This window comes from Brevundimonas sp. KH_058, from assembly GCF_057838505.1.
In genome coordinates this window covers 165,503-189,020 of record NZ_CM174469.1, presented here as the reverse complement: position 1 = coordinate 189,020, position 23,518 = coordinate 165,503, and the positions used below count along the sequence as shown (strand labels likewise).

Annotated in this window: 21 protein-coding genes and 1 tRNA gene; 8 read left to right on the top strand and 14 right to left on the bottom strand. The window is 68.0% G+C overall.

Annotation, left to right across the window (positions count from 1 at the left end; genetic code table 11):
• On the bottom strand, positions 1 to 1,251 hold the full coding sequence (locus AC3ISA_RS00930; RefSeq protein WP_489178932.1) for a hydrolase: 1,251 nt from the start codon (positions 1,249 to 1,251) through the stop codon (positions 1 to 3).
• Positions 1,252 to 1,347: 96 nt separating this feature from the next.
• Here AC3ISA_RS00930 and AC3ISA_RS00925 point away from each other — a divergent pair, with 96 nt between their 5' ends.
• Entirely contained in the window at positions 1,348 to 1,890 is a 543-nt protein-coding gene (locus AC3ISA_RS00925) for a hypothetical protein (RefSeq protein WP_489178931.1), read from the top strand.
• Complete coding sequence (gene arsC, locus AC3ISA_RS00920; RefSeq protein WP_489178930.1) at positions 1,890 to 2,231, top strand: arsenate reductase (glutaredoxin); 342 nt, start codon at positions 1,890 to 1,892, stop codon at positions 2,229 to 2,231. Before AC3ISA_RS00925 ends, arsC begins: the two co-directional genes overlap by 1 nt.
• 149 nt (positions 2,232 to 2,380) lie before the next feature.
• Here arsC and AC3ISA_RS00915 read toward each other — a convergent pair whose 3' ends face one another.
• The 4 genes from AC3ISA_RS00915 to AC3ISA_RS00900 all read right to left on the bottom strand — a co-directional run bounded on the left by AC3ISA_RS00915 (position 2,381) and on the right by AC3ISA_RS00900 (position 9,877).
• A complete protein-coding gene (locus AC3ISA_RS00915; RefSeq protein WP_489178929.1) occupies positions 2,381 to 6,616 on the bottom strand; it encodes a translocation/assembly module TamB domain-containing protein in 4,236 nt (1,411 codons plus the stop codon).
• Positions 6,613 to 8,406 (bottom strand): autotransporter assembly complex protein TamA, encoded by a 1,794-nt coding sequence (locus tag AC3ISA_RS00910; protein WP_489178928.1) that lies wholly within the window; start codon positions 8,404 to 8,406, stop codon positions 6,613 to 6,615. The genes AC3ISA_RS00915 and AC3ISA_RS00910 overlap by 4 nt, the downstream gene beginning before the upstream one ends.
• A gap of 46 nt (positions 8,407 to 8,452) precedes the next feature.
• Entirely contained in the window at positions 8,453 to 8,719 is a 267-nt protein-coding gene (locus tag AC3ISA_RS00905; protein WP_372692865.1) for a hypothetical protein, read from the bottom strand.
• A gap of 75 nt (positions 8,720 to 8,794) precedes the next feature.
• On the bottom strand, positions 8,795 to 9,877 hold the full coding sequence (locus AC3ISA_RS00900; protein WP_489178927.1) for a CaiB/BaiF CoA transferase family protein: 1,083 nt from the start codon (positions 9,875 to 9,877) through the stop codon (positions 8,795 to 8,797).
• A 94-nt stretch (positions 9,878 to 9,971) separates the two neighbouring features.
• Between AC3ISA_RS00900 and AC3ISA_RS00895 the strand changes: the two genes are divergently transcribed.
• Positions 9,972 to 10,048: transfer RNA gene (locus AC3ISA_RS00895), tRNA-Lys, on the top strand.
• A 93-nt stretch (positions 10,049 to 10,141) separates the two neighbouring features.
• On the opposite strand, the gene AC3ISA_RS00890 is transcribed toward AC3ISA_RS00895, so the two are convergent.
• Complete coding sequence (locus tag AC3ISA_RS00890) at positions 10,142 to 12,571, bottom strand: PAS domain-containing protein (RefSeq protein WP_489178926.1); 2,430 nt, start codon at positions 12,569 to 12,571, stop codon at positions 10,142 to 10,144.
• 112 nt (positions 12,572 to 12,683) lie between these two features.
• Between AC3ISA_RS00890 and AC3ISA_RS00885 the strand changes: the two genes are divergently transcribed.
• Positions 12,684 to 13,238: a hypothetical protein gene (locus AC3ISA_RS00885; protein WP_489178925.1), complete on the top strand. Its 555-nt coding sequence runs from the start codon at positions 12,684 to 12,686 to the stop codon at positions 13,236 to 13,238.
• A gap of 15 nt (positions 13,239 to 13,253) precedes the next feature.
• On the opposite strand, the gene AC3ISA_RS00880 is transcribed toward AC3ISA_RS00885, so the two are convergent.
• The 4 genes from AC3ISA_RS00880 to AC3ISA_RS00865 form a co-directional block, all read right to left on the bottom strand.
• Positions 13,254 to 13,559, bottom strand: a complete 306-nt coding sequence (locus AC3ISA_RS00880; protein ID WP_489178923.1) for a hypothetical protein — start codon at positions 13,557 to 13,559, stop codon at positions 13,254 to 13,256.
• 1 nt (position 13,560) lies between these two features.
• A complete protein-coding gene (tgt, locus tag AC3ISA_RS00875) occupies positions 13,561 to 14,670 on the bottom strand; it encodes a tRNA guanosine(34) transglycosylase Tgt (protein WP_489178922.1) in 1,110 nt (369 codons plus the stop codon).
• Entirely contained in the window at positions 14,671 to 15,144 is a 474-nt protein-coding gene (locus tag AC3ISA_RS00870; protein ID WP_372692871.1) for a hypothetical protein, read from the bottom strand.
• A gap of 76 nt (positions 15,145 to 15,220) precedes the next feature.
• A complete protein-coding gene (locus AC3ISA_RS00865; protein WP_489178921.1) occupies positions 15,221 to 15,979 on the bottom strand; it encodes a tRNA1(Val) (adenine(37)-N6)-methyltransferase in 759 nt (252 codons plus the stop codon).
• A gap of 122 nt (positions 15,980 to 16,101) precedes the next feature.
• On the opposite strand from AC3ISA_RS00865, the gene AC3ISA_RS00860 reads away from it, so the two are divergent.
• The gene (locus AC3ISA_RS00860; RefSeq protein ID WP_372692873.1) at positions 16,102 to 17,118 is read left to right on the top strand and encodes a polyprenyl synthetase family protein; all 1,017 of its coding nucleotides are present in this window, start codon (positions 16,102 to 16,104) and stop codon (positions 17,116 to 17,118) included.
• Positions 17,115 to 17,750: a squalene/phytoene synthase family protein gene (locus AC3ISA_RS00855; RefSeq protein WP_489178920.1), complete on the top strand. Its 636-nt coding sequence runs from the start codon at positions 17,115 to 17,117 to the stop codon at positions 17,748 to 17,750. Before AC3ISA_RS00860 ends, AC3ISA_RS00855 begins: the two co-directional genes overlap by 4 nt.
• A gap of 1 nt (position 17,751) precedes the next feature.
• On the opposite strand, the gene AC3ISA_RS00850 is transcribed toward AC3ISA_RS00855, so the two are convergent.
• Positions 17,752 to 18,243, bottom strand: coding sequence for a MarR family winged helix-turn-helix transcriptional regulator (locus AC3ISA_RS00850; RefSeq protein WP_489178919.1), 492 nt, complete (start codon positions 18,241 to 18,243; stop codon positions 17,752 to 17,754).
• A 66-nt stretch (positions 18,244 to 18,309) separates the two neighbouring features.
• On the opposite strand from AC3ISA_RS00850, the gene AC3ISA_RS00845 reads away from it, so the two are divergent.
• Positions 18,310 to 19,515, top strand: coding sequence for an MFS transporter (locus AC3ISA_RS00845; protein ID WP_489178918.1), 1,206 nt, complete (start codon positions 18,310 to 18,312; stop codon positions 19,513 to 19,515).
• 16 nt (positions 19,516 to 19,531) lie between these two features.
• Here the strand turns inward: AC3ISA_RS00845 and trmFO are convergent, their stop codons facing one another.
• Positions 19,532 to 20,929, bottom strand: a complete 1,398-nt coding sequence (gene trmFO / locus AC3ISA_RS00840) for a methylenetetrahydrofolate--tRNA-(uracil(54)-C(5))-methyltransferase (FADH(2)-oxidizing) TrmFO (protein ID WP_489178917.1) — start codon at positions 20,927 to 20,929, stop codon at positions 19,532 to 19,534.
• A gap of 76 nt (positions 20,930 to 21,005) precedes the next feature.
• Between trmFO and AC3ISA_RS00835 the strand changes: the two genes are divergently transcribed.
• Positions 21,006 to 21,785 (top strand): hypothetical protein, encoded by a 780-nt coding sequence (locus AC3ISA_RS00835; RefSeq protein ID WP_489178916.1) that lies wholly within the window; start codon positions 21,006 to 21,008, stop codon positions 21,783 to 21,785.
• 22 nt (positions 21,786 to 21,807) lie between these two features.
• Here the strand turns inward: AC3ISA_RS00835 and AC3ISA_RS00830 are convergent, their stop codons facing one another.
• Both AC3ISA_RS00830 and AC3ISA_RS00825 read right to left on the bottom strand, forming a co-directional pair.
• On the bottom strand, positions 21,808 to 22,464 hold the full coding sequence (locus AC3ISA_RS00830) for a 3-oxoacid CoA-transferase subunit B (protein WP_489178915.1): 657 nt from the start codon (positions 22,462 to 22,464) through the stop codon (positions 21,808 to 21,810).
• A complete protein-coding gene (locus tag AC3ISA_RS00825; protein WP_489178914.1) occupies positions 22,464 to 23,207 on the bottom strand; it encodes a CoA transferase subunit A in 744 nt (247 codons plus the stop codon). Before AC3ISA_RS00825 ends, AC3ISA_RS00830 begins: the two co-directional genes overlap by 1 nt.
• Positions 23,208 to 23,518: the final 311 nt, after the last annotated feature.

Here is a 23,518-nt window from a genome sequence, read left to right as displayed (position 1 = left end):
CTAGAGAGTTTCCATCCGCAGGGATTTCAGTTTGGCCGCGTCGATCTCGCCTGAGGCGATCTTGCACAGGATCAGGGCGCTCAGCTGGGCGCGTTCGACGAAGCTGTCGGGCCAGGCGAACTCCTGGTCCGAATGGATCTCGCCGCCCCGCACCCCCAGGGTGTCGATGTTGGGTAGGCCGGCGGCGTGCAGATTGTTGCCTTCGCACACCCCGCCTGACGGCTTCCACGCGATGGGCTGGCCCAGCAGGGCGCCGGCTTCGCGCACCGCTTCGAACAGGGCGGTCTGGGCCGCGTCCATCGGCTTGGGCGCGCGGGTGAAGCCGCCGTGCAGGTCCAGCGTCAGTCCCTCGAACGGCGGGGCGGCGGCGATGGCCCGCACCGAGGCGTCGATCCAGTCGGCGGCGGCCTTGTCCGGGACGCGCACGTTGAACCGCACCACGGCGTTGTCGGCGACGACGTTCAGCGCGCCCCCGCCCGAGATCTTGGCCACATTGACGGTGACGCCCTCGTGCTGACCGTTCAGCCCGTGCAGGGCGGCGGCGATGATGGCCGCGCCCGCCACCGCATTGCGGCCCTCTTCGAAAGCCCGCCCGGCGTGGGCCGCGCGACCCGTCACGATCAGATGATAGTTGCCGCTGCCCTTGCGCGCCCCCGCCAGCGTCCCGTCAGCCAGGGCCGGCTCATAGGTCAGGCCCAGATGCCCCCGCGCGCCCAGTTCGGCCAGCAGCGGCGCGGAGGCCGGCGAGCCGATCTCCTCGTCGGGGCTCAGCAGCACGGTCCAGCCGACGCCGTGTCGATCAGGATGGGTCTCGAACGCCTCCAGCGCGGCCAGCAGCACGCTGATCCCGCCCTTCATGTCCGCCACGCCGGGACCGTTCAGGGCGCCGTCCGCCCGCGTCGTCACGGCCTGGAACCGGCTGTCGGCCGGGAAGACGGTGTCGTAATGGCCGGTCAGAACGACCTGGATTGACGCTTCGGGCCGGGCTGTGATCTTCAGGGCGTCGGCATGGGCCTCGGTCCGCACCGATCCGTCGTCGGCGACGCTGGTCGAGCCTTGCATCGGGATGCGTTCGACTGTGGCGGGCAGCGCGCGCGCCTCGGCCGCAAGCACATCCAGCACGGCGTTCAAACCGGCCGCATTTCGGCTGCCGGAGTTGATGTTCGCCCAGTCAGTGGTACGGCCGATGATCGTCTCGCGTCGCGTGGCGACGTGGTCGAGGACGGCCTGGTCCGAGGTCAGAATCCGCATCGGCCGGACCCTAGACGCCCAGACTGCAAAGGTGAAGGTGGGGGTCTGTAAGTCATCGCCGATCACCGCTAGTTTCCGCCCGAACGGGGACGCGACATGACACGCACGATGATCGATCTTTGGCTTCGCGCCATGAACCCGCTGATGTTACCGCGCGGCATGGCCGAGGCGCAGCGGTCGGCGCGGTCGATGGTGATCGGCCTGGGCATCGCCCTGATCGTCGGCCTGATTCCCACCTGGTGGATGTTCACCTCGGGCTGGTTCGAGACCGCGATGAGCGCAGAATACGCCCGCATGGGCCTGTCCGCCGATCAGGTCGCCATGCAGCGCGAGTTCATGAAGGTCATCTGGCCCTTCGCCATCGGCATTGGCGCGGTCTTCTCCGTCGCGCTCTATGGCGTACTGGCGATAGTGCAGTGGCGGGTGATGACGCGGGCCATTCCCATCATCATGCTGGCCATGATCGCCTACAGTCTGGTGGCCAATCTGGGCATGCGGCTGCTGGGCACGATGCCGACCCCGGATCTTCCGCTGTGGATCATGCTGACCACCTGGCCGGCGACCATCGTGTCGGCCGTGATCTATGTCGCGTCGCTGCAGGGCGCCATGCTGCTGCATCGCCTTCGGAACGAGCCCTGATGACCGTCGTCATTTTTCACAATCCGAAATGCGGCACATCGCGCAACGCCCTGGCGTTGTTGCGCGAGCAGGGCGTCGAACCGACTGTGGTCGAGTATCTGAAGGCCGGCTGGGACCGCGCGACGCTGGAGCGGCTGGCGGCCAGGACCGGCGTCGGTCTGGCGGGCCTGCTGCGCAAGAAGGAGGCCGACGCCAGGGCTCTGCTGGACGCCGGCGCCGATGACGAATCCATACTGGCGGCGGCCATAGCCCAGCCGATCCTGATCGAGCGTCCCATCGTCGAGACCGACAAGGGCGCCGTCATCGGTCGCCCGCCGGAGCGGGCGCTGGAGGTTCTCTAGGTTATCTAAAAGCCGTCATCCTCGCCCTTGTGGCGAGGATCCATACGCCCGGTGTTTGGAGAGGGGCTCGATCGGCGAGGTCTGATTTTATGGATCCTAGGCACAAGGCCTAGGATGACGACTGGGATGGGGCGTTAAAGACCTGCAATCTAACGGGTGCGACGGTCCCGGTTCGGACGACGGTCGCCGGCCTCGCGGCTTTCGTGGCGCCAGCGGATCGAAAGGCTGGTCTGGCCCTGGCCGCCGAACCGCGAGGCGACGGCGATGTTGCGTCGGGGCTGCCATTCGACCTTGACCGCCGCGCCGTTCTGACCGCCGCCGATGACCTCCAGGTAGACGTCGTCGGTGATGTAGCGACCGCCGGCCACCGTCACCGCCGAGGCGTCGCCGCCGAAGGACAGCCGGTCCAGCCCCGCCAGTTCGCGCAGGTTGCCGATCACGTCGAACCCGCCGCCGCCGGCCAGGGCCGCGACCCCCGCCGCCAACTGCGCCGCCTCGAACGCCGACAGCTGCGACGCCGACCGCCCGAACAGCACCTGGGACAGGATTTCGTCCTGGGGCAGGGAGGGAGTCGAGGTCAGGGCGATCTTCGGCTCGGCCGCCGTGCCGGTCACGTTGATGGAGGCGGTCAGGGCCGCATCCTCTCGCGTCGCCGCCAGGTTCAGCCGGATCTGTTTCGGATCGGTGGACAGGGTGACCCGGCCGGTGTCTTTGAACACGAACCGCTTGCCCGCGAACTCATAATCGCCGCGCACCACATTGGCTGTGCCGGTCAATTGCGGCTGGGCGATCGTGCCGCGCACGCGGGCGTTTATGTCCAGCACCACGTTCAGGCCGCGCCCATCGACCCGCACTTTGCCGCCGGTCGATCGCAGGGCGATGTCCATGCCGATCTGCGGGCCGCGCGCCTTCTGTTCGGTCTCGACCGGATCGCCGCCGGGGCGATTGATCTCGATGACATCCATCCCGACGATGCCGGTCGCGCCGGGCAGTTCCGGCTCGATCTTGGCTTCGTCGACGTTGATCTGACCGCCCAGCTGGATATTGCCGTCCGCCCCGCGAACGATGGTGATCGGCCCCGAGGCGCGGGCTTCGGCGATGTCGTTGTCGATGACGCGGAAGCGGTTCAGCGTCAGTTGCGCATTCGATCCCGATCCCTGGCGCAGGCCGATGCGGCCCTGACCGGACACGGTCCCGCCCGAGCCGTCATTGGCCGAGAAGGTCTCGATCTGGGCCGTCGTGTCGTCGAACCGCGTCCTCAGCGTCAGGTCGCTGAGCACCAGTCCCACCGCATTCTCGCGATACGAACCCTGGCTCAGGTCGAACCGGCCGTTCAGGCGCGGCGCGTTCAGCGTGCCGGCGAGGGTGGCCTGACCGCTGACCTGGCCCGCCAGGCTGCGTTCGCCGCCCAGGAACAGGTCCCAGATCGGCTGGATCTGGCCGTTGATCGACACCCGGCCCGACATCTCGCGCGTTCTGGCGATGGCCAGACGCAGCGGCGCGGCCGAGGCCTCGACCGGCAGGACGATGTCGGCGGAAGCTTGCACCGCCCCTTCGTCCACAGCCGTCGCCTTGATGGTCAGCCGGTCGCCTGCCAGGGTGGCGTCCACACGTCCGTCCACGGCCAGGCCGCGCGGCGCATCTATGCTGCGCACGTTCTGAAGCGCGACATTCGCCGTTCCCGACAGGTCGCTTCCGGCTCCGCGCATGGCGACCTGGCCCGTCACGCTGCCCCGCAGTTCGGGCGAGATCGACCCCAGGTTCACCTGCGTCAGGTCGGCCTGGACCGCGACTGTTCGCGCATCCTGGCGCAGGTCGGCCAGCAGCACGCCGCCGCCGACGCCCAAGTCCAGATGGGCCGTGCGGTTCGCGCCGTTCAGGGTGATCGAGGCCGGGCTGCGGGTGGTGAAGGCCACCTCGCGCACCCGACCGCCGCCGCGCAGCGTCATGCCGTGCGTCTCGTTCTGGCGCGAATAGACGCCCGTACCGTTGAACTGGGCCGGCGTCGGCCCGCCCACGTCCAGCGCCAGGGTGAAGGGCAGGTTGCTCAGCGTGCCGCGCCCGTCCAGGTCCAGGGTGCGGATGATCCAGCTCTGGCCAGCCAGGCGCACATTGCGTCCGCTGACGTCCAAGATGGCGCTATCCGATCCGCCGCCGTCCGTCAGACGCACCCGCCCATTGGCCTCGCCGGAGGCAAGGAAGGCCCCGGCGCGCGCCGAGAAGGTCAGGTCTGCGCTGGACGGGATGTTGTTCGACAGGGCGACAGCCCCTTTGGCCGTCACGCCGCCTGCATCCACGTCCAGATCACTCAGGCGGATGCGTTTGCCGCCGAGAAAGAAGTTGCCCGAGGCGCGTGCGGGACCATAGTTCGAGCCGCTAACGACCGTGATCCGCCCATCCGACGCATCCGCGCCCTTGCGGAAGCTCAGCGTCAGGTCGGCGTTGTTCAGCGTTAGGGCGCCGGCCGTCACCTGCTGGAAGCCAGCTGTCAGATCGACGCGCGGTTGGGACAGGGCGCCGGTCAGGGCGCCGCGTCCGTTCATGTCGCCGTCGATCTCGACCGGCCCGGCCGCGAACGGACCGCGCGCGTTCCAGTCCAGCGCCAGCCGCAGGTCGCCCGCCGTATCGATAATGCCTTTGGCGCCCGCGCGACCGGCCGCGCCGGTCAGTTCGCCGCGCTCGATCTCGATCCGTCCGCCGTTCAGCTGGCCGGCCAGTTGCAGGCGGGGCGTCTTGCCCAGAAGGCGATCCAGCTCGGCCATGCCGACGGTCAGGTTCCGGCCCCGCCCGTCGAAATTCAGCACCCAGGGCGCGCCAGCCCGCGCCGACGACGCCCGGATCGGCCCGCCGAAGGCGCCGCGCGCCTCGGGCAGGACGCGCGAGGCGTCCGTCAGTTGCGCATTCCCGCGGAAGCTCATTCCGCCCAGCAGGTTGCGCGAACCCGATCCGTTCAGCGCTAGTCCCTGGCCTTGCAGATCGACCTTCTCCAGCAGGATGGCGCCGTCCTTCATCCGCGCCGCCTGCATCTGCACGCGCGGCGCCGAACCCAAGAGGCCGCCAATGATGCCTTCGCCCGAACCGCCCGTCGCGCGGATGTCGCCGTCGAAGTCCATACGGCCGTTCTTGACCGCGACGTTCAGCGGCCCGGCGATGCGGGTCGCGCGATAGCTGGCGACGTTTGCGTTCAGCAGGGTCGCCTGACCATTCAGGCTCCAGGTCTGAGCGTCGCCCTTGAACAGGCCGGAGTAGGCGGCCGGCCCGGCGATGTCCGATCCGACCAGCCGGCTCAGCGACGCGGTCTGGATGTTCAGGGTGATACCGTCCGGGGAACTGCGGTCAGAGTTTCGGATCAGGCCGCGCGCTTCGGACTGGACGTTGTCGGAGATCAGCTTCCACGCCACGCCTTGACTGGCCTTGTCCGGCGTCGGAACCATAGCGAAGCCGAACCGCGCCGTGCGCCCAATGCGGGTGACGAACGGCTCCAGGAGGTCCGACCCGCTGAAGTCAGCGAAGCCCGAGACGCGCGATCCCTTGTCGCCGAAATGTCCCTGGACGATCAGGGGGACGAACTGCCCCGTCTGGACGCGGGCGTTGACGACATCGGCGTTCAGGACGGCGGCCGCCGAGAACGGCTGATCGGGCGAGTAGCCCAATGCGCCGGCCAGCGGCCCGCCCTGAACCTCGTTGGCGCGCAGGTTGAGGCGCGTGTCTTCCAGCTTGCCGCCGAAGGTCGCCGCGAGGCGCAGATAGTCGCCGGGCCGGTTCAGGCTGTCGGCGTTGACGGTGGCGCTCTTGGCCCCGGCGCGCGGCAGGCTGGCGTCGCCCGACAAGCTCCAGCGGCCGTACTCCTTGGAGAAGCCCTCCATCAGTTCGATATTGGCCGAGAACTTGTCGATCCGAACCGAGATCGGCTGCGGGCTGGGCGGTTCGCCGCTGGGCGGCTCAACCACGGGCCGACGCAGGACGCGAATGGTCTCGGCCTTGATGTCGTTTGCGTGGAGGCTGCGACCCACCAGCGCCAGATAGGACCAATCCATGCTGAGGTTGTTCGCCTCCAGCCAGACGCCCTGACTGTCGGCCAGGGTGATGCGATCAATGCTGAAATCGCTCAGCAGGTCGCCCTTCAGCCCATAGACCTTCAGCCGGCCATAGCGGCTGATCTTCAGGTCTTGGATCCGCTGCAACACCATCTCGCGACCGCCGTCCGAGGCGATGTAGTAGCGCCCGCCCACCAGGGCGGCGGCGATCAGCACCAGCAGGCCAGCCAGGATCGCTCCGGTGACGATGACGATGCGTTTGATCAGCCCGCGACGCGTCTTCGCCGGCCGCGCGGCCTTGGTCGGCGTCGTCTCTTCAGGCGTGGTTTCAGGCGGTGTGTCGGTCAAAACGCCTGCCCGATGCTGATGTAGATCTGGAAGGCCGAGTCGCCCTCACGCTTGCTCAACGGCATGGCCACGTCCGCCCGGATCGGCCCGAACGGCAGCATGTAGCGCACGCCCACGCCCGCGCCGTAACGCATGTTGGTCAGGTTCGGCGTCTCCTGGAAACCGATGGCCCCGGCATCGACGAAGGCGACGGCCTGGAAGCTCTGACCGATCGACTGGCGCACCTCGAACGAGGTCTCGAACAGCGACAGTCCTCCGCGCGGCGTCCCGTCCGGCAGTTCGGGATTGACGCCCTGATAGGAATAGCCCCGCACAGATCCGCCGCCGCCGGAATAGAACAGGCGGTCCGACGGCACGTTCAACTCGCTGCCGCCGACGATGGAGCCGATCCGCAGCCGCCCGGCCAGGATTGTGCGATCCTTCGCCAGCGGGAAATAGGCCGTGCCTTGCGTTTCCGTACGCAGGAACAGGATGTTGCTTTCGCCCGTCACGGCCGTCGGCTGGACAGCGACGTTGACGCGCCAGCCCTTGGTCGGGTTCAGCGGATTGTTCGAGTGGTCGATGTAGGCGCTGGTCCGCGCGGTGACGATCGCCAGGTCGCGGTCGAAGGTCACGCGCTGGGCAGGCAGGGTGGTGAAGTCGTAGCGCGTCTCGCTGTACCGCCCCGCGTCCAGCCCGATGCCATAGTTGAAATAGGAGGTCTTGCCGATCCGCTGCTGCAGGTCGGCATAGAGGGCGACGGCGGTGCGCAGATAGGCGTCGGTGTCCTCGTTGACGATGGCCGCGCCCAGCTTCAGCGTGCGGCCGGGCCGGCGCCAATGCGGCAGGGACAGGTCCGCGCCGACCCGGCTGTTGATGTCCGCCAGCCGTGCTTCAAGCCGCAGGGTGTCGGCCCGGCCGAAGCGATTGTAGCGGGTCTGGATCACGTCTACGCCCGCCCCTTCGGCCGTGGACCAGGTGGCGCCCGCTTCCAGCACGCGGCGCGGCCGGTCCTGCAGGCTTACGATGACGGGACGCAGACCGCCGGCGGTGACCTGGTCCAGCGGCGAAAGGGCCACGCCGATGCCGTCATAGACGCCGGTGTCCAGCAGCCGACGCTCCAGCTCCGCGACCTGATCGGGATCGTAGCGGTCGCCTTCCTTCCACGGCGCTAGGCCTGCGACCCAGTCGGGATTGGTCCGGCCGCGCGTCGACAGTCTCACGCCGTCCAGCCGCACCAGGGCTCCCGAGGCGATGCGGTATTCCGGCGCGACGGTGAAGGCGGCGTGGTCCACCACCACCCGGCGCGGATCGGCCTTGGCGTCGGCGTAACCGTCGCGAACCAGGGCCGCGACCAGCCGCCCCTCGCCCGAAATGACGTCCACCGCCCGACCGGGATCGCCGGCCTTCAGGGCGATGGCGGTCTTGGCCTTGTCCGCCGCTTCGGTCTCGGGCGCGGGATCGACCCACTGGATGGTCGGATCGGTCAGCAGGAAACGTCGACCCGGCTGGACCGAGACGATGGCGATCGGGGTCTCCTCGCCCTCGACGATGTCTTCCACGACCGGCTGATAATAGGCTTCCGAGCGCAGCAGAGCCGTCGCCGAGGTCACGGCGCTTTCAGCACGACGGCGGGCCTCGAACCGGCTGGACGGCGCCCCATCGACCTCGCCCACGGCGCGTTCCAGGGCCCGGCGTAGTTCGGCGTCCATGTCGCCGCGGATCTGGGCGCGGGGGTCCGCCGCCGCCGCATGGGCGCAGGCCGAAAAGGCCGCGAGGGTCGCGACCAGCAGGTTAGGCCTGAACGTCAAACTCGATCTCTCGTCAAAACTGCGCCCCCCGGCAAACCTGTCCTTCTTAGTAGAACAGGGTCTCGCTCTCGGGTTGGACCGTCTGTTCGGACGTGCGTTCATCAGGCGGAAGGCTGCTGGACGGCGGGGGCGTGGGGGTCGGGTCCTGCACCTCGGGCGCAGGCGGGGGGACTTCTTCCTTGACGGGAGGCGGCGCCGTCTCGACCGGCATCTCACGATAATCGTCGTCCGAGCGCGACGGCCGGTCGTCGCAGGCCGAGAGCGCAAGCACGCTCAACGCAGCGGCGGCCAGAACGAATGTCGAGCGTGTCATGGAAAGTCCCCGGGTCTTCGCCGATGCAACGCCTGTGGCGCTAAGCCGTTCCCTTAGCGCCGAAAACTGCGCCGGTCATCCCGCGTGATCGGACCATTTTGTGACCATTTGCTCCAACGTCATTGCGGACTTGGGTCCGGGCTCCGCCGCCTTGCCGTCGAACAGGGGCGCGGGGCGCGGCAGGCCGTCCTTGAACGTCCCCCTGGCCTGATTGTGCGGATGGTCGGGCGCCTCGGCCAGGCTGAGGACCGGGGTCACGCAGGCCTCGGTTCCGGCGAAATGGGCGCTCCAGTCGTCACGGTCGCGGCTCGCGAACAGGGCGGCGAGCCGCGCCTGCAAGGCCGGCCAGGCGGCGATATCATACTGAACCGCCTCGCCCGGATCGATGTTCAATCCCGCCAGCAGGGCGGCGTAGAACCGCGGCTCCAGCGCCGCCACCGCCACGAACCCGCCGTCGCGACACTCGTAGCAACGATAGAAGGGCGCGCCGCCGTCCAGCAGATTGGCCCCGCGCCGGTCGCTCCACATCCCCTGACCGCGCAGGGCCTGGAACAGCCCGCCCAACAGGGCCGCGCCGTCGGTCATGGCCGCATCCACCACGCGACCCCGCCCGGTGGTCCTGGCCTCCACAAGCGCCGCCAGCACCCCGACGACCAGCAGCATGGCCCCGCCGCCATAGTCGCCCACCAGGTTCAACGGCGGGGAGGGCGGACGATCCGCCTCGCCCATGGCGTGCAGCACCCCCGACAGGCCGATGTAGTTCAGATCATGCCCCACCGCATGCGCCAGCGGTCCCGTCTGACCCCAGCCCGTCACCCGACCGAACACCAGCGCGGGCTTTTTCGCCTGAAGAACCTCTGGCCCATAGCCCAATCGCTCCATCACGCCGGGCCTGAACCCCTCGATCACCGCGTCCGCGCCATCGACCAATGTCAGAATACGCTCGCGATCGTCGGGCGATTTCAGATCGACCGGCACGGCGACGCGCCCCCGATGCATCACCGCACCGCCGACCTCGTCGAACGCCGCAGGCCCGGCCGAGGCGTCGCGCGTCAGCCGCACCACATCCGCCCCCAGGTCAGCCAGCATCATCCCGGCGAAGGTGACCGGCCCCAGGCCGTCGATTTCGATGATGCGGACGCCATTTAACGGTTGCATCGCACATGAGTAGCAGACCGGGTCTTGACCGGAAGGCCGGATTACAACAGAAGGCGCCCTTCGACGGTTCGGGCCAGCCCGGACGTCGCGCGGTGCGCCCTTAGCTCAGTTGGTTAGAGCATCTGACTTTTAATCAGAGGGTCCTCGGTTCGAGCCCGAGAGGGCGTACCATTTAAAGCCCGCTTCGGCGGGCTTTTTGCTGTTTAGGACGCAGAACAAAAGCGAACTTTTGTGACTTTCAGAAAGTCACACGTGTGACTTCGGTCAGTTCAGGGAATCGCGCATCTGTATGGCCGGATCGTCCGTGGCGACGACCTCGACCGCCGCGAGGTGTTTCGACAGGGCCGCGACCAGGGCGGGCAGTTGCAGCGGCTTGGCCAGGTGATCGTCCATGCCGGCCTCGCGGCACAGGACGATCTGGTCCGGCTGGACGTTGGCGGACAGGGCGATGATCGCGAGCCGACGGCCGGTTCCCTGTTCCAGGCGCCGGATCTCCCGTGTCGCCGTCAGCCCGTCCATGACCGGCATCTGCATATCCATCAGGACCACGTCGTAGGCCTTGGACTGGACGGCGTGCACGGCCTCGGCGCCGTCGCAGGCGGTCGTGACCTCAAGCCCCAGGCCGCTGAGGATGACATTGATCAGCTCGCGGTTGGCCGGCGAATCGTCCGCCACCAGGATCCGGCCTTCCGGCATGGCGGAGAGTTGGGGGCTTTCCGTCCGCGCTTCGCCATCCGCGATCAGCAGGGGCGCCGTCAGATGGAAGGTCGAGCCCTGGCCCGGCTGGCTGGTGACCAGGATATCGCCGCCCATCGCCCGCGCCAGCCGCCGCGAGATCGCCAGCCCCAGCCCTGTGCCGCCATACAGACGCGTCGTCGAGCGGTCTGCCTGCGAGAATCGCTCGAACAGATGAGCCAGGGCTTCCGGGCTCATGCCGATGCCCGTGTCCGTCACCGCCGCCGTCAACCGCCACACGCCGTCCTCGCCCTGATCGCCGCCCAGCGACAGGCCCACCGATCCCTTGGCGGTGAACTTCACGGCGTTGCCCAGCAGGTTCAGCAGAATCTGTCGCAACCGCGCCTCGTCGCCCATCAGGCACGGGGGCAGGTCCGGCGCCAGCTCGACCTGAAGCGACAAGCCCTTGGCGAAGCATTGCGCCTCCATCATCTGGGCCGTCTCGCGCGCCAGGGCGACCGGATCGAAGGGCTGGGGCTCCAGCTCGATCGCGCCGGCTTCCAGCTTGGAATAGTCCAGCACGTCGTTGATCACCGACAGCAGGGCCTCGCTGGCGGTGGCGATGCGTGCGACATAGCCGCGTTCCTCGTCGGGCAGGGCCTGGCTGGCCTTCAGCAGGTTGGAAAAGCCGATGACGCTGGTCAGGGGTGTGCGCAGCTCATGGCTCATGTTGGCCAGGAACTCGCTCTTGGCCGCAGCCGCCGCCTCGGCGCGGTCCCTGGCTTCGAGCAGTTCGTCGGCCAGAACCTTGCGGTCGGTCATGTCGCGGATGACGGCGACGACTTCCGAAGGTTGACCCGGTTTTGCGGCCAGGGCGCGGAAGGTGCATTCGACCCACACGGTGGAGCCGTCGCGGTGGACGGCGCGGTGCTCCAGCCGGCATTGCTTGCCGGTGTGCATGGTCTCCAGCACGGACCGGGCCACCCGCTCCTGATCGTCGGGGTGGATATAGTCCAGCGCTGTGCCGCTCATCTCCTCGAAGGTCCAGCCCAGCAGGGCCTCGATGGCGGGCGAGATGTATTTGCTGGTGCCGTCCGGGCGGATGCGGGTGATGACATCGCCGATGTTGTCGGCCAGCAGCCGATAGCGCGCCTCGTCCCGCTTGGCCTGTGCGATCTGGTTCTGCTGGTCGGTGATGTCCTGAAAGACGCCGTAGAGGGCCTTCACCACGCCCGCATCGTCGCGCTCGGCCCGCGCCTGGCTCAGGACGATGCGTTCTTCGCCATCCACGCGGATCAGCCGAAGACGGCGATCATAGCCCTCGCCCGTGGCCACGGTCTTCTCTATGGCGGCCAGCAGTTCGGCGCGGTCTTCGGGATGATAGAAGTCGATGGCGGAATCGACGTGGGGATCGAAGCTGGCCCGGTCGAGGCCGTGAATGCGAAACACCTGATCGGACCATTCGACGGCGCCGCTGGACAGATCCAGCCGCCAGTGGCCGACCCCGGCTATCTGCTCGACCAGTTCAAGAGTGCCGTGCCGCTCCTCGCTGATCCGGCTGACTTCCAGCATGGCGATGATGTCCTCGGCCATTCGGCCCAGCGTCTTCAGCGTGGCCATGTCCGCGTCCGACGGATGCGCGCGGGGCTGGCGGTCCATCACGCCGAACGCGCCGACAGGCCGGCCGTCCGGTCCGCATATCGTCACACCTGCGTAGAAGCGCAGGTTGTAGGGCGCGGCGACCAGAAAATGATCGCGGGCGACGGGATCGGCCAGGCCGTCCTCCACCACCATGACGGCGCCCGCGCCCTGCCGCATGAGGCGGTCGCCCAGGGTTCTTTCGCGCGGCATCGTCTGGACGATCATGCAGTCACTGCACCAAAGCACGGCCTTGTCGCCGGTGATCAGGGTGACTACGGCCGACGGGGCATCGAACAGCCGGCACGCCAGTTCCGTAAGGCGCTGAAACGGGCCGGCGGGCGCGTTCAGGGCTTCGAGACTCTTGGCGATATACGGCACGGTGAACTCCAACGACTGCGCTCAAAGTGCCATCGATCAGAGAATTCTTTGTTACCGAAATGCTAAATCGCCAAGCTTTGATTGCAGCACGCGACATGGTCTAAGCCCGCCCATGAAGACTGTTTTCCTACCCGCCGTCCTCTTGCTCGCGCTATCGGGCTGCAACGCCGGACGGTCGGCCGTCGGCGGGGCAGAGCAGATGGGGGCGGGGTTCGCGGCGGCGGCGTCCGCGCCGCTGGAGGATTTCAACCTGCGCCGACAGATCATCCCGACAGTGCTATTGCAGGCGGAGGCCAACCCCTACGATCTGCGCAACCTGAACCAGTGCGCCACCATCGGCGCCGAAGTGGCGCGGCTGAACGAAGCGCTGGGGCCGGACACGGACGAGCCGCCGCGTCAGGACGGTTCGTTTCTGAGCGAGCGCGCCGCCGATGCGGCCGCCAAGGCGGCGCTGAACGCCATCCGCGACACCACGACCGACTTCATCCCCGGCCGCAGCTGGATACGGCGCTTGAGCGGCGCAGAGCAGCACAGCCGCCACGTCCAGTCCGCCATCCAGTCCGGCCGGATGCGCCGCGCCTTCCTGAAGGGCATGGGTATGCAACGGAACTGCGCCCCGCCTGCGGCCCCTAGCTGGTTCCGACCCGCCGGGCGGTCGCAGCGCTGACTCAGTCAACGGGATTTAACGGCCGAAAGTGCGTCGCCTGTCGCGACGGTCGCCCCTGATCTGGACCGTGCCGTCCTTGGCGAAGGCCTCGAAGGACGACTTTTCGATGTTCCTGAACTCGCCGGTTCGGTCCCAGTCCCAGTCGAACGAGATGCGCTCGCCCTTGTGCGCGAACTTGCCGGACCAGTGGGCGAAGAACGCATATTTGTCGCCGCCGATGATGATGACGTGGCGGTGAAGGGCCGTCTCGTTCCCCTCGTCGCGGGGCGGCTCCTCCAGATAGGTGTTGTAGGCGTGGAAGCCTGACTTCTCGATACGCATGTCAGTTCGACGTGTGGCGGGCGTGGAAGTCGCGGCGGAAGGCTTCGAACCGGCCCCCCGAGATCGCGGCGCGCATGGCCGCGGTCAGCGCCTGGTAGAAGGCGATATTGTGCCAGCTCAGCAGCACCTTGCCGAGGATTTCATCGGCGCGGATCAGGTGGTGCAGATAGGCCTTCGAATACTGCGATGACGGGCCGTCGATGCTCGGGTCCAGCGGATCATGATCCTCGGCGAAGCGAGCGTTCTTCAGGTTCAGTGGGCCGTCCCAGGTCCAGGCCTGGCCGTGGCGACCGGCGCGGGTCGGCAGGACGCAGTCGAACATGTCCACGCCGCGATACACCGCCTCGACCAGATCGACCGGCTTGCCCACGCCCATCAGATAACGGGGGCGGTCCCTGGGCAGAAACTCGGGCGCATAGTCCAGCACCTCGCACATGGCCTGGTGACCTTCGCCCACAGCCAGGCCGCCGATGGCGTAGCCGTCGAACCCGATCTCTTGCAGTTGTTCCGACGACTGGCGGCGCAGGTCCTCGAAGGTCGAACCCTGCTGGATACCGAACAGGGCCTGGTTCTCACGCTCGCCGAACCGGGCCTTGGAGCGGGCGCCCCAGCGGATCGATAGCTCCATCGCCTTCTTGGCCGCATCCTTCTCGGCCGGATAGGCGACGCACTGGTCCAACTGCATCGAAATGTCGGCGCCGATCCGGTCGGCCTGGATCTCGATCGAGCGTTCCGGCGTCAGCACGTGTTTGGAGCCGTCGATGTGGCTGGAGAAGGTCACAGCCTCCTCTTTCACCTTCGAAATCCCGGCCAGGGACATGACCTGGAACCCGCCGCTGTCGGTCAGGATCGGCTTGTCCCAGCCCATGAATTTGTGGAGCCCGCCCAGACGCTCCATCCGCTCGGGGCCGGGGCGCAGCATCAGGTGATAGGTGTTGCCCAGAAGGATGTCGGCGCCGGTCGCCTTGACCTGATCCGCCGTCATCGCCTTGACCGTCGCGGCGGTGCCCACCGGCATGAAGGCGGGGGTGCGAATGTCGCCGCGCGCGGTCTTCAACACCCCGGTGCGGGCGCGGCCTTCGGTGGCGGAGATGTCGAAAGGAAAGGGCATTCAGGCGATCAGTCGTTCAAGCTGCTCGACCCGCACCAGATCCTTGGGGCGGCCGAACAGGCGGTACAGGTTGATATGGTCCCGGATGTCGGGCACGAACAGCGGGATATCGTCGATGAAGACGCGACGCCGCGACGTAAAGCCGACGGCCTGCCATTCGGCGCCGTCGCGGGTCTCCAAATCGGCCATGACCTCGACCAGGATCGGCTGGTCCGGCGCGCGACCGAAGACGGCCGAGCGGAACAGGCCTTCACCCGGATCGGCCACCACCTCGCCGTCCAGCGCGGCCAGCAGGGCGCGTGCGTCGCGGGGCGAACACAGGACGTCGATGTCGGGCACGTGCAGATCGGTCAGGCCATACAGGGCCATGGCCGCTCCGCCGAAGATCCACCACGGGTCACGCAAATCGTGCGCGGCCTCGCCGACGGCGACCAGGCCGTCCTGAAGCTCATGCGGGAGGTCGTCGGTTGACACGGGTCGCGCTCGTTTTCGTCAGGAGGCGGCATTTAGGCGTTCCGGCGGCGATTGACCACCCGAGCGCCGCGTCGGATCACCAGTCCAGCGCCGCCTCGCCGCGCAGGATGGCCTCGGCCTGCTCGGTGTGCTTGCCGCCCTCGCGGTCGTGCAGCACCAGCGGCGGCAGCAGTCGCAGCGGCGCCCTCCCGGTCTTGATGGCATGGACCAGCACCCGCTTGGCCGGTTCGTCGGCGAAGGGATGGATGGGCCGTATGGTGAAGGATCCGGCCTTCTCCCCCAACAGCGCCAGCAGGTCCGCTAGCCGATCCGCCCGGTGGATCACGACGATCCGCCCGCCTTCCTTCACCGCCTTTAGCAGGAAGTCGGTCCAGGCCTTCAGCCCATCGTCGGCCATCCAGGCCCCGCGCTTGCCCTCGGCCGGCGCGCGCAAGGCGCCAGCGTCGTCGAAGAAAGGCGGATTGGACACGGCCCAGTCGCCAGGTTCGACCCCCAGCGCCCTGAAGCCCGCCGCCACGTCGCCCTGTCGAATCGCGGTGGTCACGGCCAGCCCGTTCAGGGCCGCGTTCTCCACCGCCAGAGCCGCCATCCCCGGATCGCGCTCCAGTCCCGTCAGGACGACGCCCGGCCGCCGCGCCGCGATCTGCATCAGGACGGCGCCCGCGCCGCATCCGGCCTCGATCACACTCTGGCCCGCTTGGGCCGGGACCGCCGCCGCCAGCAGGGCCGCATCCATCCCGGCGCGATAGCCGCGCGCGGGTTGACGCAGGCGCACCCGGCCGTTCAACAGGCCGTTCTCGACGATTTCCGTCGGCAGGGTTTCGACTGCGTCCAAGCCTCAATCTCCTTGACCCTCAAGGGGGCGAACATCATTGTGCGCCGCAACTCGCGGGGGCAAGACGGCCCGTCTGCAAAATCCTTCGACGCGGTCCGCCGCGCCAGTGAAAGAGTATCCGCTTGGACGTCGCCATCGCCGCCGCTCCCCGCCCGAAGGGGGACGTCAACGCCCTTGTCCGGCTGGCTGAGGTCGACATGGCCGCCGTTGACGCCCTGATCCTGGACCGGATGCAGTCGGACGTGCCGATCATCCCCAGGCTGGCGGAGCATCTGGTGTCGGCGGGCGGCAAGCGTCTGCGCCCGCTGATGACCGTCGCCGCCGCCCGCGCTGTGGGCGCCCAGGGCGACATCGACGCGCCGCTGAAGCTGGCCGCCGCGGTCGAGTTCATTCACACCGCCACCCTGTTGCATGACGACATCGTCGATGCGTCCGAGCTGCGCCGCGGCAAGGTCGCGGCCCACCTGATCTGGGGCGCCCCCACCAGCGTTCTGGTCGGCGACTTTCTGTTCGCCCGCGCGTTCGAGCTGATGGTCGAGACCGATTCGATGCGCGCCCTGGGCATTCTGGCCGAGGCGTCGCGCGTGATCTCCGAGGGCGAGGTGCTGCAACTGACCCGCGCCCACGACCTGAACCTGGACCAGGCCACCTATCTGCAGATCATTTCGGCCAAGACCGCCGAACTGTTCGCCGCCGCCGCCGAGGCGGGCGCCGTGGGCGTCGGCGCAGATCCGGTCGCGATCAAGGCGCTGCGCGATTACGGCATGGCTCTGGGCATCGCCTTCCAGCTGGCCGACGACGCGCTGGATTATGGCGCCACGGCCGAGGCCCTGGGCAAGAACGCCGGCGACGACTTCAATGAGGGCAAGGCGACCCTGCCGCTGCTGCTCGCCGTCGCCCGCACCAAAGGCCGCGAAGAGGCCTTCTGGGAGCGCACCGTGACCAAGGGCGAGCGCACGCCCGAGGACTTCACTCGCGCCCGCGAACTAATCATCGGCTCGGGCGCCATCGGCGCGACTCTGGACCTGGCCGGCGACTATGCCGATCAGGCCAAGGCGGCCCTGTCGGTTCTGCCGCTCAGCGACTGGCGCATCGCGCTGGAAGACCTCGCCGATTTCGCGGTGTCGCGCGCCGCTTGACCGAGTCTGCGGATACGCTCGACCAACAGGTCCGCACCGCCGACCTCGACCGCTGGCTGTCCAGCCGCCTGGTCACGGACGACCGCGCTCGCGCCGACCTGATCGCGCTCTACGCCTTTGAAGCCGAGCTGATGACCATCCCGACGCGTGTCACCCAGCCCCTGCTGGCCGAGATGCGCTACACTTGGTGGGCGGAACAGATGGACGGCGTCTTCGCGGGTGTGCCGCGCAAGGGTCATCCGGTGTTGGAGGCTCTGACCGATCTCGCCGCGCGTCACGCCCTTGATCGCACGCTTTTCGACGCCCTGATCGACGCCCACATCGGCCGGGTGCGCGAAGAGCCGCACGATCTGGACGCCTTCTACGTCGCCCCGATGCAGGTCGGGGTGAGGATCTTGGCGGGCGAGGGCCATGATGCGGCCGTCGCGGACGCGGGCCGTGTCTGGGGGCTCGCGCAAACCGGACGGTCGGAAGAGGCGGCGGCCCTGCGATCCGCCGCCAACGCCGCGCTGAAGCGTCTGCCGCCTGTCGGTTTTCCCGCCATCGCCCACGCCGCCTTGGCTGATCCTGACCGGCCCGAGCCGCTGAAGCGGTTGCGTCTGCTGTGGGCCGTGCTGCGCGGACGGATCTGACCTAGCCGTTCAGGCCCGCGATCAGGCGCGCCAGCAGGGTGTTCAGCGTCTTCTGTTCATCAGGCGACAGGCCGGCCAGCGCCTCTCGCGCCGTGTCCTGATGGCTGGGCATGATCGAATCGATCAGCTCGAACCCCTTGTCCGTCAGGCGGACCAGCGTCGCCCGGCGGTCGCTCGGATGCGGGCGACGCTCGACCAAGTCCGCCTTTTCCAGCCGGTCGATGCGGGCGGTCATGCCACCGGACGACATCATGGCCGCCTCGAACAGAGCCGTAGGCGTCAGGCCCTCGCGCTCGTCCGAGCGACGCAGCGTCGCCAGCACGTCGAACTCGCCATGTTGCAAGCCATAGCGCGCGAACAGCGGCGTCTGGCGCTCGCGGATCACCAGTTGCGACGCCTCGTTCAGCCGGCCCAGCACCTCCATAGGCAGCATGTCCAGGTCGGGGCGTTGCACGGCCCATTGGGCGGCGGCGCGGGAGGCTCTGTCGGGCATGGCTATCTTGACATCGAGATACTTGAGGTCGAGAGACTAGCGCGATTTTCAGCGGGAGTCCTCATCATGACCGCACGACCGGACGCCACGCCGACGCGTGGCGCGTCGCTGCTGTTGCTGGCGGCCATCGTCGCACTAGCGCTGAATCTGCGGCCGGCGATGGCGGCGGTCGGGCCGCTGCTGGACCTGATCGAGGGCAAGACGGGCATGGGGTCGACCGCCGCCAGCCTGCTGACCACCTTGCCGGTTTTAATGATCGGTCTGGGCGCCCTGTCGATCCGGCCGTTGCGTCGGCGGTTGGGCGAGCGGCGCGGGATCTTGCTGGGCGCGCTGCTGATCGGCGGGGCCTGCCTGGCGCGGGCGGTGCTGAGCGATACGGCCGGCCTGATCGCCAGCGCGGCGGTCGTCGGCGTCGGGGTGGCTCTGATCCAGGCGCTGGCGCCGGTCGTCATCAAACGGGCCTTTCCGGCGCAGTTCGGCACGGTCATGGCGCTCTACACCACCGGCATCATGGGCGGCGCGGCCATTGCGGCGGCGACGGCGGCGGGCCTGGCCGACGCGGTCGGCTGGGCCGGAACCCTGGCGCTGTGGAGCGCGCCCGCCTTCGTCGCCGCGATCATCTGGCTGGCCGCTTCACGCGATCCGGCGGCCGAGGAGCCGAACCGCGCCGCCGTGGTCGAGGCGACGGACCCGGAGCTTCCCTTCTGGCGTCAGGGACGGGCGTGGCGGCTGATCCTGATCATGGGGCTGGGCACATCGGCCTATACGCTGGTGCTGGCCTGGCTGCCGCCCTTCTATATCGATCTGGGTCAGCCGAGGGCGACGGCGGGCTATCTGCTCAGCGGCATGACCGGCGCCGAGGTCGCGGCGGGCCTTCTGGTGTCGCTGACCATAGGGCGTTTCCCGGATCGACGCGGGCCGATCCTGACGGCGCTGGTGTTGGCCCTGATCGGTTTGGCCGGACTGGTGGTCGCGCCGGTCAGCCTGGCGGTTCCGGTGGTGCTGGTGCTTGGGCTGGGGATCGGCGCCGTCTTCCCGCTGAGCCTGATCCTGGCGATGGATCAGATCGACGATCCCGCGCGCTCCGGCGACCTGCTCGCCTTCGTCCAGGGCGGCGGCTACATCATCGCCAGCCTGTCGCCGCTGGGCGCCGGCCTGTTGCGGGACCACATGGCCGATCTGACCCAGGCCTGGGTGCTGATGGGCGTCGGCGTGGTGCTGCTGGGCGTGATGACGCTGGGGTTCCGGCCGGGCTTGCCAAAGCTGCGCTGAGCGACCCGGCCTGGGGTCAGCCCGCGTCGCGCCAGGCCTTCAGGCTTTCCATCGCCCGGATGCTCATCAGGCGCTTCTTGGCCCGGCCGCGTTCCTTGAGCGGAATCTTGACGCCGGCCTCGTCCACCTTGGGCGCTTCCAGTGGCGGCAGCAGGCCGTAGTTGATGTTCATCGGCTGGAACTTCGAGCCCGCCAGATGCCCGCCGGTGATGTGTTCGACCAAGGCGCCCATGGCGGTCTCGGGCGGCGGGGGCGACAGGTCGCGACCGAGCGCCTGGGCGGCGGCGAGACGTCCGGTCAACAGGCCCATGGCGGCGCTCTCGACATAGCCCTCGACCCCCGTCACCTGACCGGCGAAACGCAGGTGCGGCATGGCCTTGAGGCGCAGCTGGCGGTCCAGCAGGTGCGGGCTGTTCAGATAGGTGTTGCGATGCAGGCCGCCAAGGCGCGCGAACTGGGCGTTCTGCAGGCCAGGGATCATGCGGAAGGTCTCGGCCTGCGCGCCGTGCTTCAGCTTGGTCTGGAAGCCGACCATGTTGAACAGGGTGCCCAGGGCGTTGTCCTGGCGCAGTTGCACGATGGCGTAGGCCTTGACCAGCGGATCGCGCGGGTTGGTCAGGCCGACGGGTTTCATCGGGCCGTGACGCAGGGTTTCGCGACCGCGCTCGGCCATGACCTCGATGGGCAGGCAGCCGTCGAAATAGGGGACGTTCTCCCACTCCTTGAACTCGGCTTTCGGCCCGCCCAGCAGGGCGTCGATGAAGGCCTCGTACTGGGCCTTGTCCATCGGGCAGTTGACGTAGGCGGCGGCGTCGCCGCCCGGACCTTCCTTGTCATAGCGCGACTGACGCCAGGCGATGTCGAAGTCGATCGAGTCTGCATGGACGATGGGGGCGATGGCGTCGAAGAAGCTGAGGCTCTCCTCGCCGGTCGCTTTCAGGATGGCGTCGGCCAAGGCGGGCGAGGTCAGGGGGCCGGTGGCGACGATGACATTGTGCCAGTCTTCCGGCGGCAGGCCGGCGATCTCTTCGCGCACGATAGTGATCAGGGGATGGGCCGACAGCTTTGCGGTCACGGCCTGGGAGAAGGCGTCGCGGTCCACGGCCAGGGCGCCTCCGGCCGGCACCTGATTGATGTCGCCGCAGACCATGATGATCGAATCCAGCGCGCGCATCTCGGCATGCAGCAGACCCACGGCATTGTGCTCCCAGTCGTCCGACCGGAAGGAGTTGGAGCAGACCAGCTCGGCTAAGCCATCGGTGTGGTGGGCGTCGGTCTTGACGCCGGGCACGCCGCGCATCTCGTGCAGGATGACGGGCACGCCGGCCTGGGCGATCTGCCAGGCAGCCTCGGAGCCGGCCAGGCCGCCGCCGATGACGTGGATGGGGGAGGGGGAGGTGGAGGAAGCGCTCATCGCGGCCTTCTAGCGGGCGGGTGGCGTGGTGTCATGGTCCCCTGCTATATCCGCCGCCGGTAATCGGGGGCGAGATTTGAACGGGCATCAGGTTCTGCAACTGGGCGAGACGCTGTCGGCGACGGTTTCGGCTCTGCCTCGGCTGTGGCGCGGGGCCTGGGGCGCGATCCTGCTGGCGGCCGTGGTCTGGAGCGTCAAGCCGCTGGCGGTGGGCGCTGTGGGCCTGGTCTGGGCGGCGTGCGCTCTGGCCTCGACGCTCGTGCTGGCCGGGGCGCTCGCACGGATTTCGATCACGGACGATCTGATCGAGGCGCGGCGGTTGGACCTGGGGCCGGTCGGGTTGCAGTTCGGACGGCCTGAACTGCGGCTGCTGGGGGCGAGCCTGTTGTGCGCAGTCTTCATGGCCATGATCCTGTCGGTCGTCGCCTTGGTTCTGCTGGCCGTCTTCGGCATGGCCGAGCTGAACGCCCAGGCCATTGAGCTGCGTCAGTGGGGAGCTGTCGGGCCGTTGTGGAAGCTGATCTTGCTGACCGTGGTGACGGCCTTCGCCCTGTTCGCCGTCGTCGCCTTCACCGTGCGGCTGTCCCTGTTCGCGCCGGCGACGATCGGGCGCGGGCATATGGTGTCGCTGCAAAGCATGAGCATCGCGCGCGGGGCCTTCTGGCCCTTGCTGGTCGGTCTGATCGTGACGGCGGCGCCCAAGATCGCTCTGGCGCTGCTGTGGGGCGCGGGACTGCTGTCCGGAACGACGGGCTGGATCGTATTCGCCGTCGTGCTGACGGGCCTTCAGACGCCGCTGACGATGGCCTTCGTCGGCGCGGCCTATCGCCGGCTGGAGCCTGCGCCGCCCCGGTAGTCCCGAGGCGGCGGCAGGTGTGTCAGGCGGCCTGCAAGCCCGCCGCGACGGTGTAGGCGGCCTCGGTCTTGGCGGCGACCTCGTCCAAAGTGACGCCGTCGGCCAGTTCGACCAGCTCAAGACCTGCACCATCCGGCTTGACGTCGAAGGTCGCCAGGTCGGTGATGATGCGGCTGACGACGCCCGTGCCGGTCAGGGGAAGGGTGCAGGCTTTCAGCACCTTGGACTGGCCGTGCTTGTTGGCGTGTTCCATGACCACGACCACGCGCTTGACGCCCGCGACCAGGTCCATCGCGCCGCCCATGCCCTTCACCAGCTTGCCGGGGATCATCCAGTTGGCGATGTCGCCGTTCTGGGCCACTTCCATAGCACCCAGGATCGACAGGTTGATATGGCCGCCGCGGATCATGGCGAAGCTGTCGGCGCTGCTGAAATAGGACGACTCCGGGATCTCGGTGATCGTCTGCTTGCCGGCGTTGATCAGGTCGGGATCCTCGTCGCCCTCATAGGGGAAGGGACCCATGCCCAACATGCCGTTCTCGGACTGCAGGGTCACGGTCATGCCGGCGGGGATGTAGTTGGCCACCAGGGTCGGGATGCCGATGCCCAGGTTCACGTAGAAGCCGTCCTGCAGTTCCTTGGCGGCGCGTTCGGCGAGTTGTTCGCGGGTGCGGGGCATTATGCTTGCTCCTTGCGGGCTACCGCTTCGCTACTTGAGCCCGCCGTCGCGCGGGGACGCACGGTGCGCTGTTCGATGCGCTTCTCGGACACGGTCTGGACCAGGCGGTCGACGTAGACGCCCGGCGTGTGGATGTGGTCGGGATCAAGCGAGCCGACCGGGACGATCTCTTCCACCTCGACGACCGTGACCTTGCCGGCAGTGGCCATCATCGGGTTGAAGTTGCGGGCGGTCTTGCGGAACACCAGGTTGCCGCGCTCGTCGGCTTTCCAGGCCTTGACGATGGACAGGTCGGCGATCAGGCCGGTCTCCATGACGTAGTCGCGGCCGTCGAAGTTGCGGACTTCCTTGCCCTCGGCGACCAGGGTGCCGACGCCGGTGGCGGTGAAGAAGGCGGGGATGCCGGCGCCGCCGGCGCGGATGCGCTCGGCCAGGGTGCCTTGGGGGTTGAACTCCAGCTCCAGCTCGCCGGCCAGATACTGGCGCTCGAACTCCTTGTTCTCGCCGACGTAGGACGAGATCATCTTGGCGATCTGGCGCGTGCCCAGCAGCTGGCCCAGGCCGAAGCCGTCGACGCCGGCGTTGTTGGAGATGACCGTCAGGCCCCTGACGCCGCTGTCGCGCAGGGCGGCGATCAGGTTTTCGGGGATGCCGCACAGGCCAAAGCCGCCGGACATGACCGTCATGCCGTCGAAGGTCAGCCCCTCCAGCGCGGACGTGACGTCAGCGTAGATCTTTCCCATCGCTCTCCCTTTTTTCATTGCCTGATGAATATCGGCGCTTTGGACCACGCCTAACGCGGGGGAAGGCGAGGGGCAAGACGCGGCGTCGATCCGACGCGGCGATTTCAGACAGTCGACACGAAAAACAGAGTCTAATTCGTCTAATTGGTCCGAAACGACGGCGACCTGGCTTCGTAAAAACAGAGTGCAAAGTGTGCACTTCGTCTGAAATCATGCAGGCTCGGGACCTGATGTTGTCATCGTCGGCGCCGTGTTCAAGGGCGGATGCATCCGCATGGGGCGGGACGGCGTATTCCATGACACCTGCAAGC

Bases quoted from the DNA above. Each gene is read 5' to 3' on its own strand.
- arsC (WP_489178930.1), top strand. From the start codon at position 1,890: ATGACCGTCGTCATTTTTCACAATCCGAAATGCGGCACATCGCGCAAC.
- AC3ISA_RS00850 (WP_489178919.1), bottom strand. From the start codon at position 18,243: ATGCCCGACAGAGCCTCCCGCGCCGCCGCCCAATGGGCCGTGCAACGC.
- tgt (WP_489178922.1), bottom strand. From the start codon at position 14,670: ATGCCCTTTCCTTTCGACATCTCCGCCACCGAAGGCCGCGCCCGCACC.
- AC3ISA_RS00880 (WP_489178923.1), bottom strand. From the start codon at position 13,559: ATGCGTATCGAGAAGTCAGGCTTCCACGCCTACAACACCTATCTGGAG.
- AC3ISA_RS00905 (WP_372692865.1), bottom strand. From the start codon at position 8,719: ATGACACGCTCGACATTCGTTCTGGCCGCCGCTGCGTTGAGCGTGCTT.
- AC3ISA_RS00925 (WP_489178931.1), top strand. From the start codon at position 1,348: ATGACACGCACGATGATCGATCTTTGGCTTCGCGCCATGAACCCGCTG.
- AC3ISA_RS00930 (WP_489178932.1), bottom strand. From the start codon at position 1,251: ATGCGGATTCTGACCTCGGACCAGGCCGTCCTCGACCACGTCGCCACG.
- AC3ISA_RS00885 (WP_489178925.1), top strand. From the start codon at position 12,684: ATGAAGACTGTTTTCCTACCCGCCGTCCTCTTGCTCGCGCTATCGGGC.
- AC3ISA_RS00900 (WP_489178927.1), bottom strand. From the start codon at position 9,877: ATGCAACCGTTAAATGGCGTCCGCATCATCGAAATCGACGGCCTGGGG.
- AC3ISA_RS00830 (WP_489178915.1), bottom strand. From the start codon at position 22,464: ATGCCCCGCACCCGCGAACAACTCGCCGAACGCGCCGCCAAGGAACTG.
- AC3ISA_RS00825 (WP_489178914.1), bottom strand. From the start codon at position 23,207: ATGGGAAAGATCTACGCTGACGTCACGTCCGCGCTGGAGGGGCTGACC.
- trmFO (WP_489178917.1), bottom strand. From the start codon at position 20,929: ATGAGCGCTTCCTCCACCTCCCCCTCCCCCATCCACGTCATCGGCGGC.
- AC3ISA_RS00845 (WP_489178918.1), top strand. From the start codon at position 18,310: ATGACCGCACGACCGGACGCCACGCCGACGCGTGGCGCGTCGCTGCTG.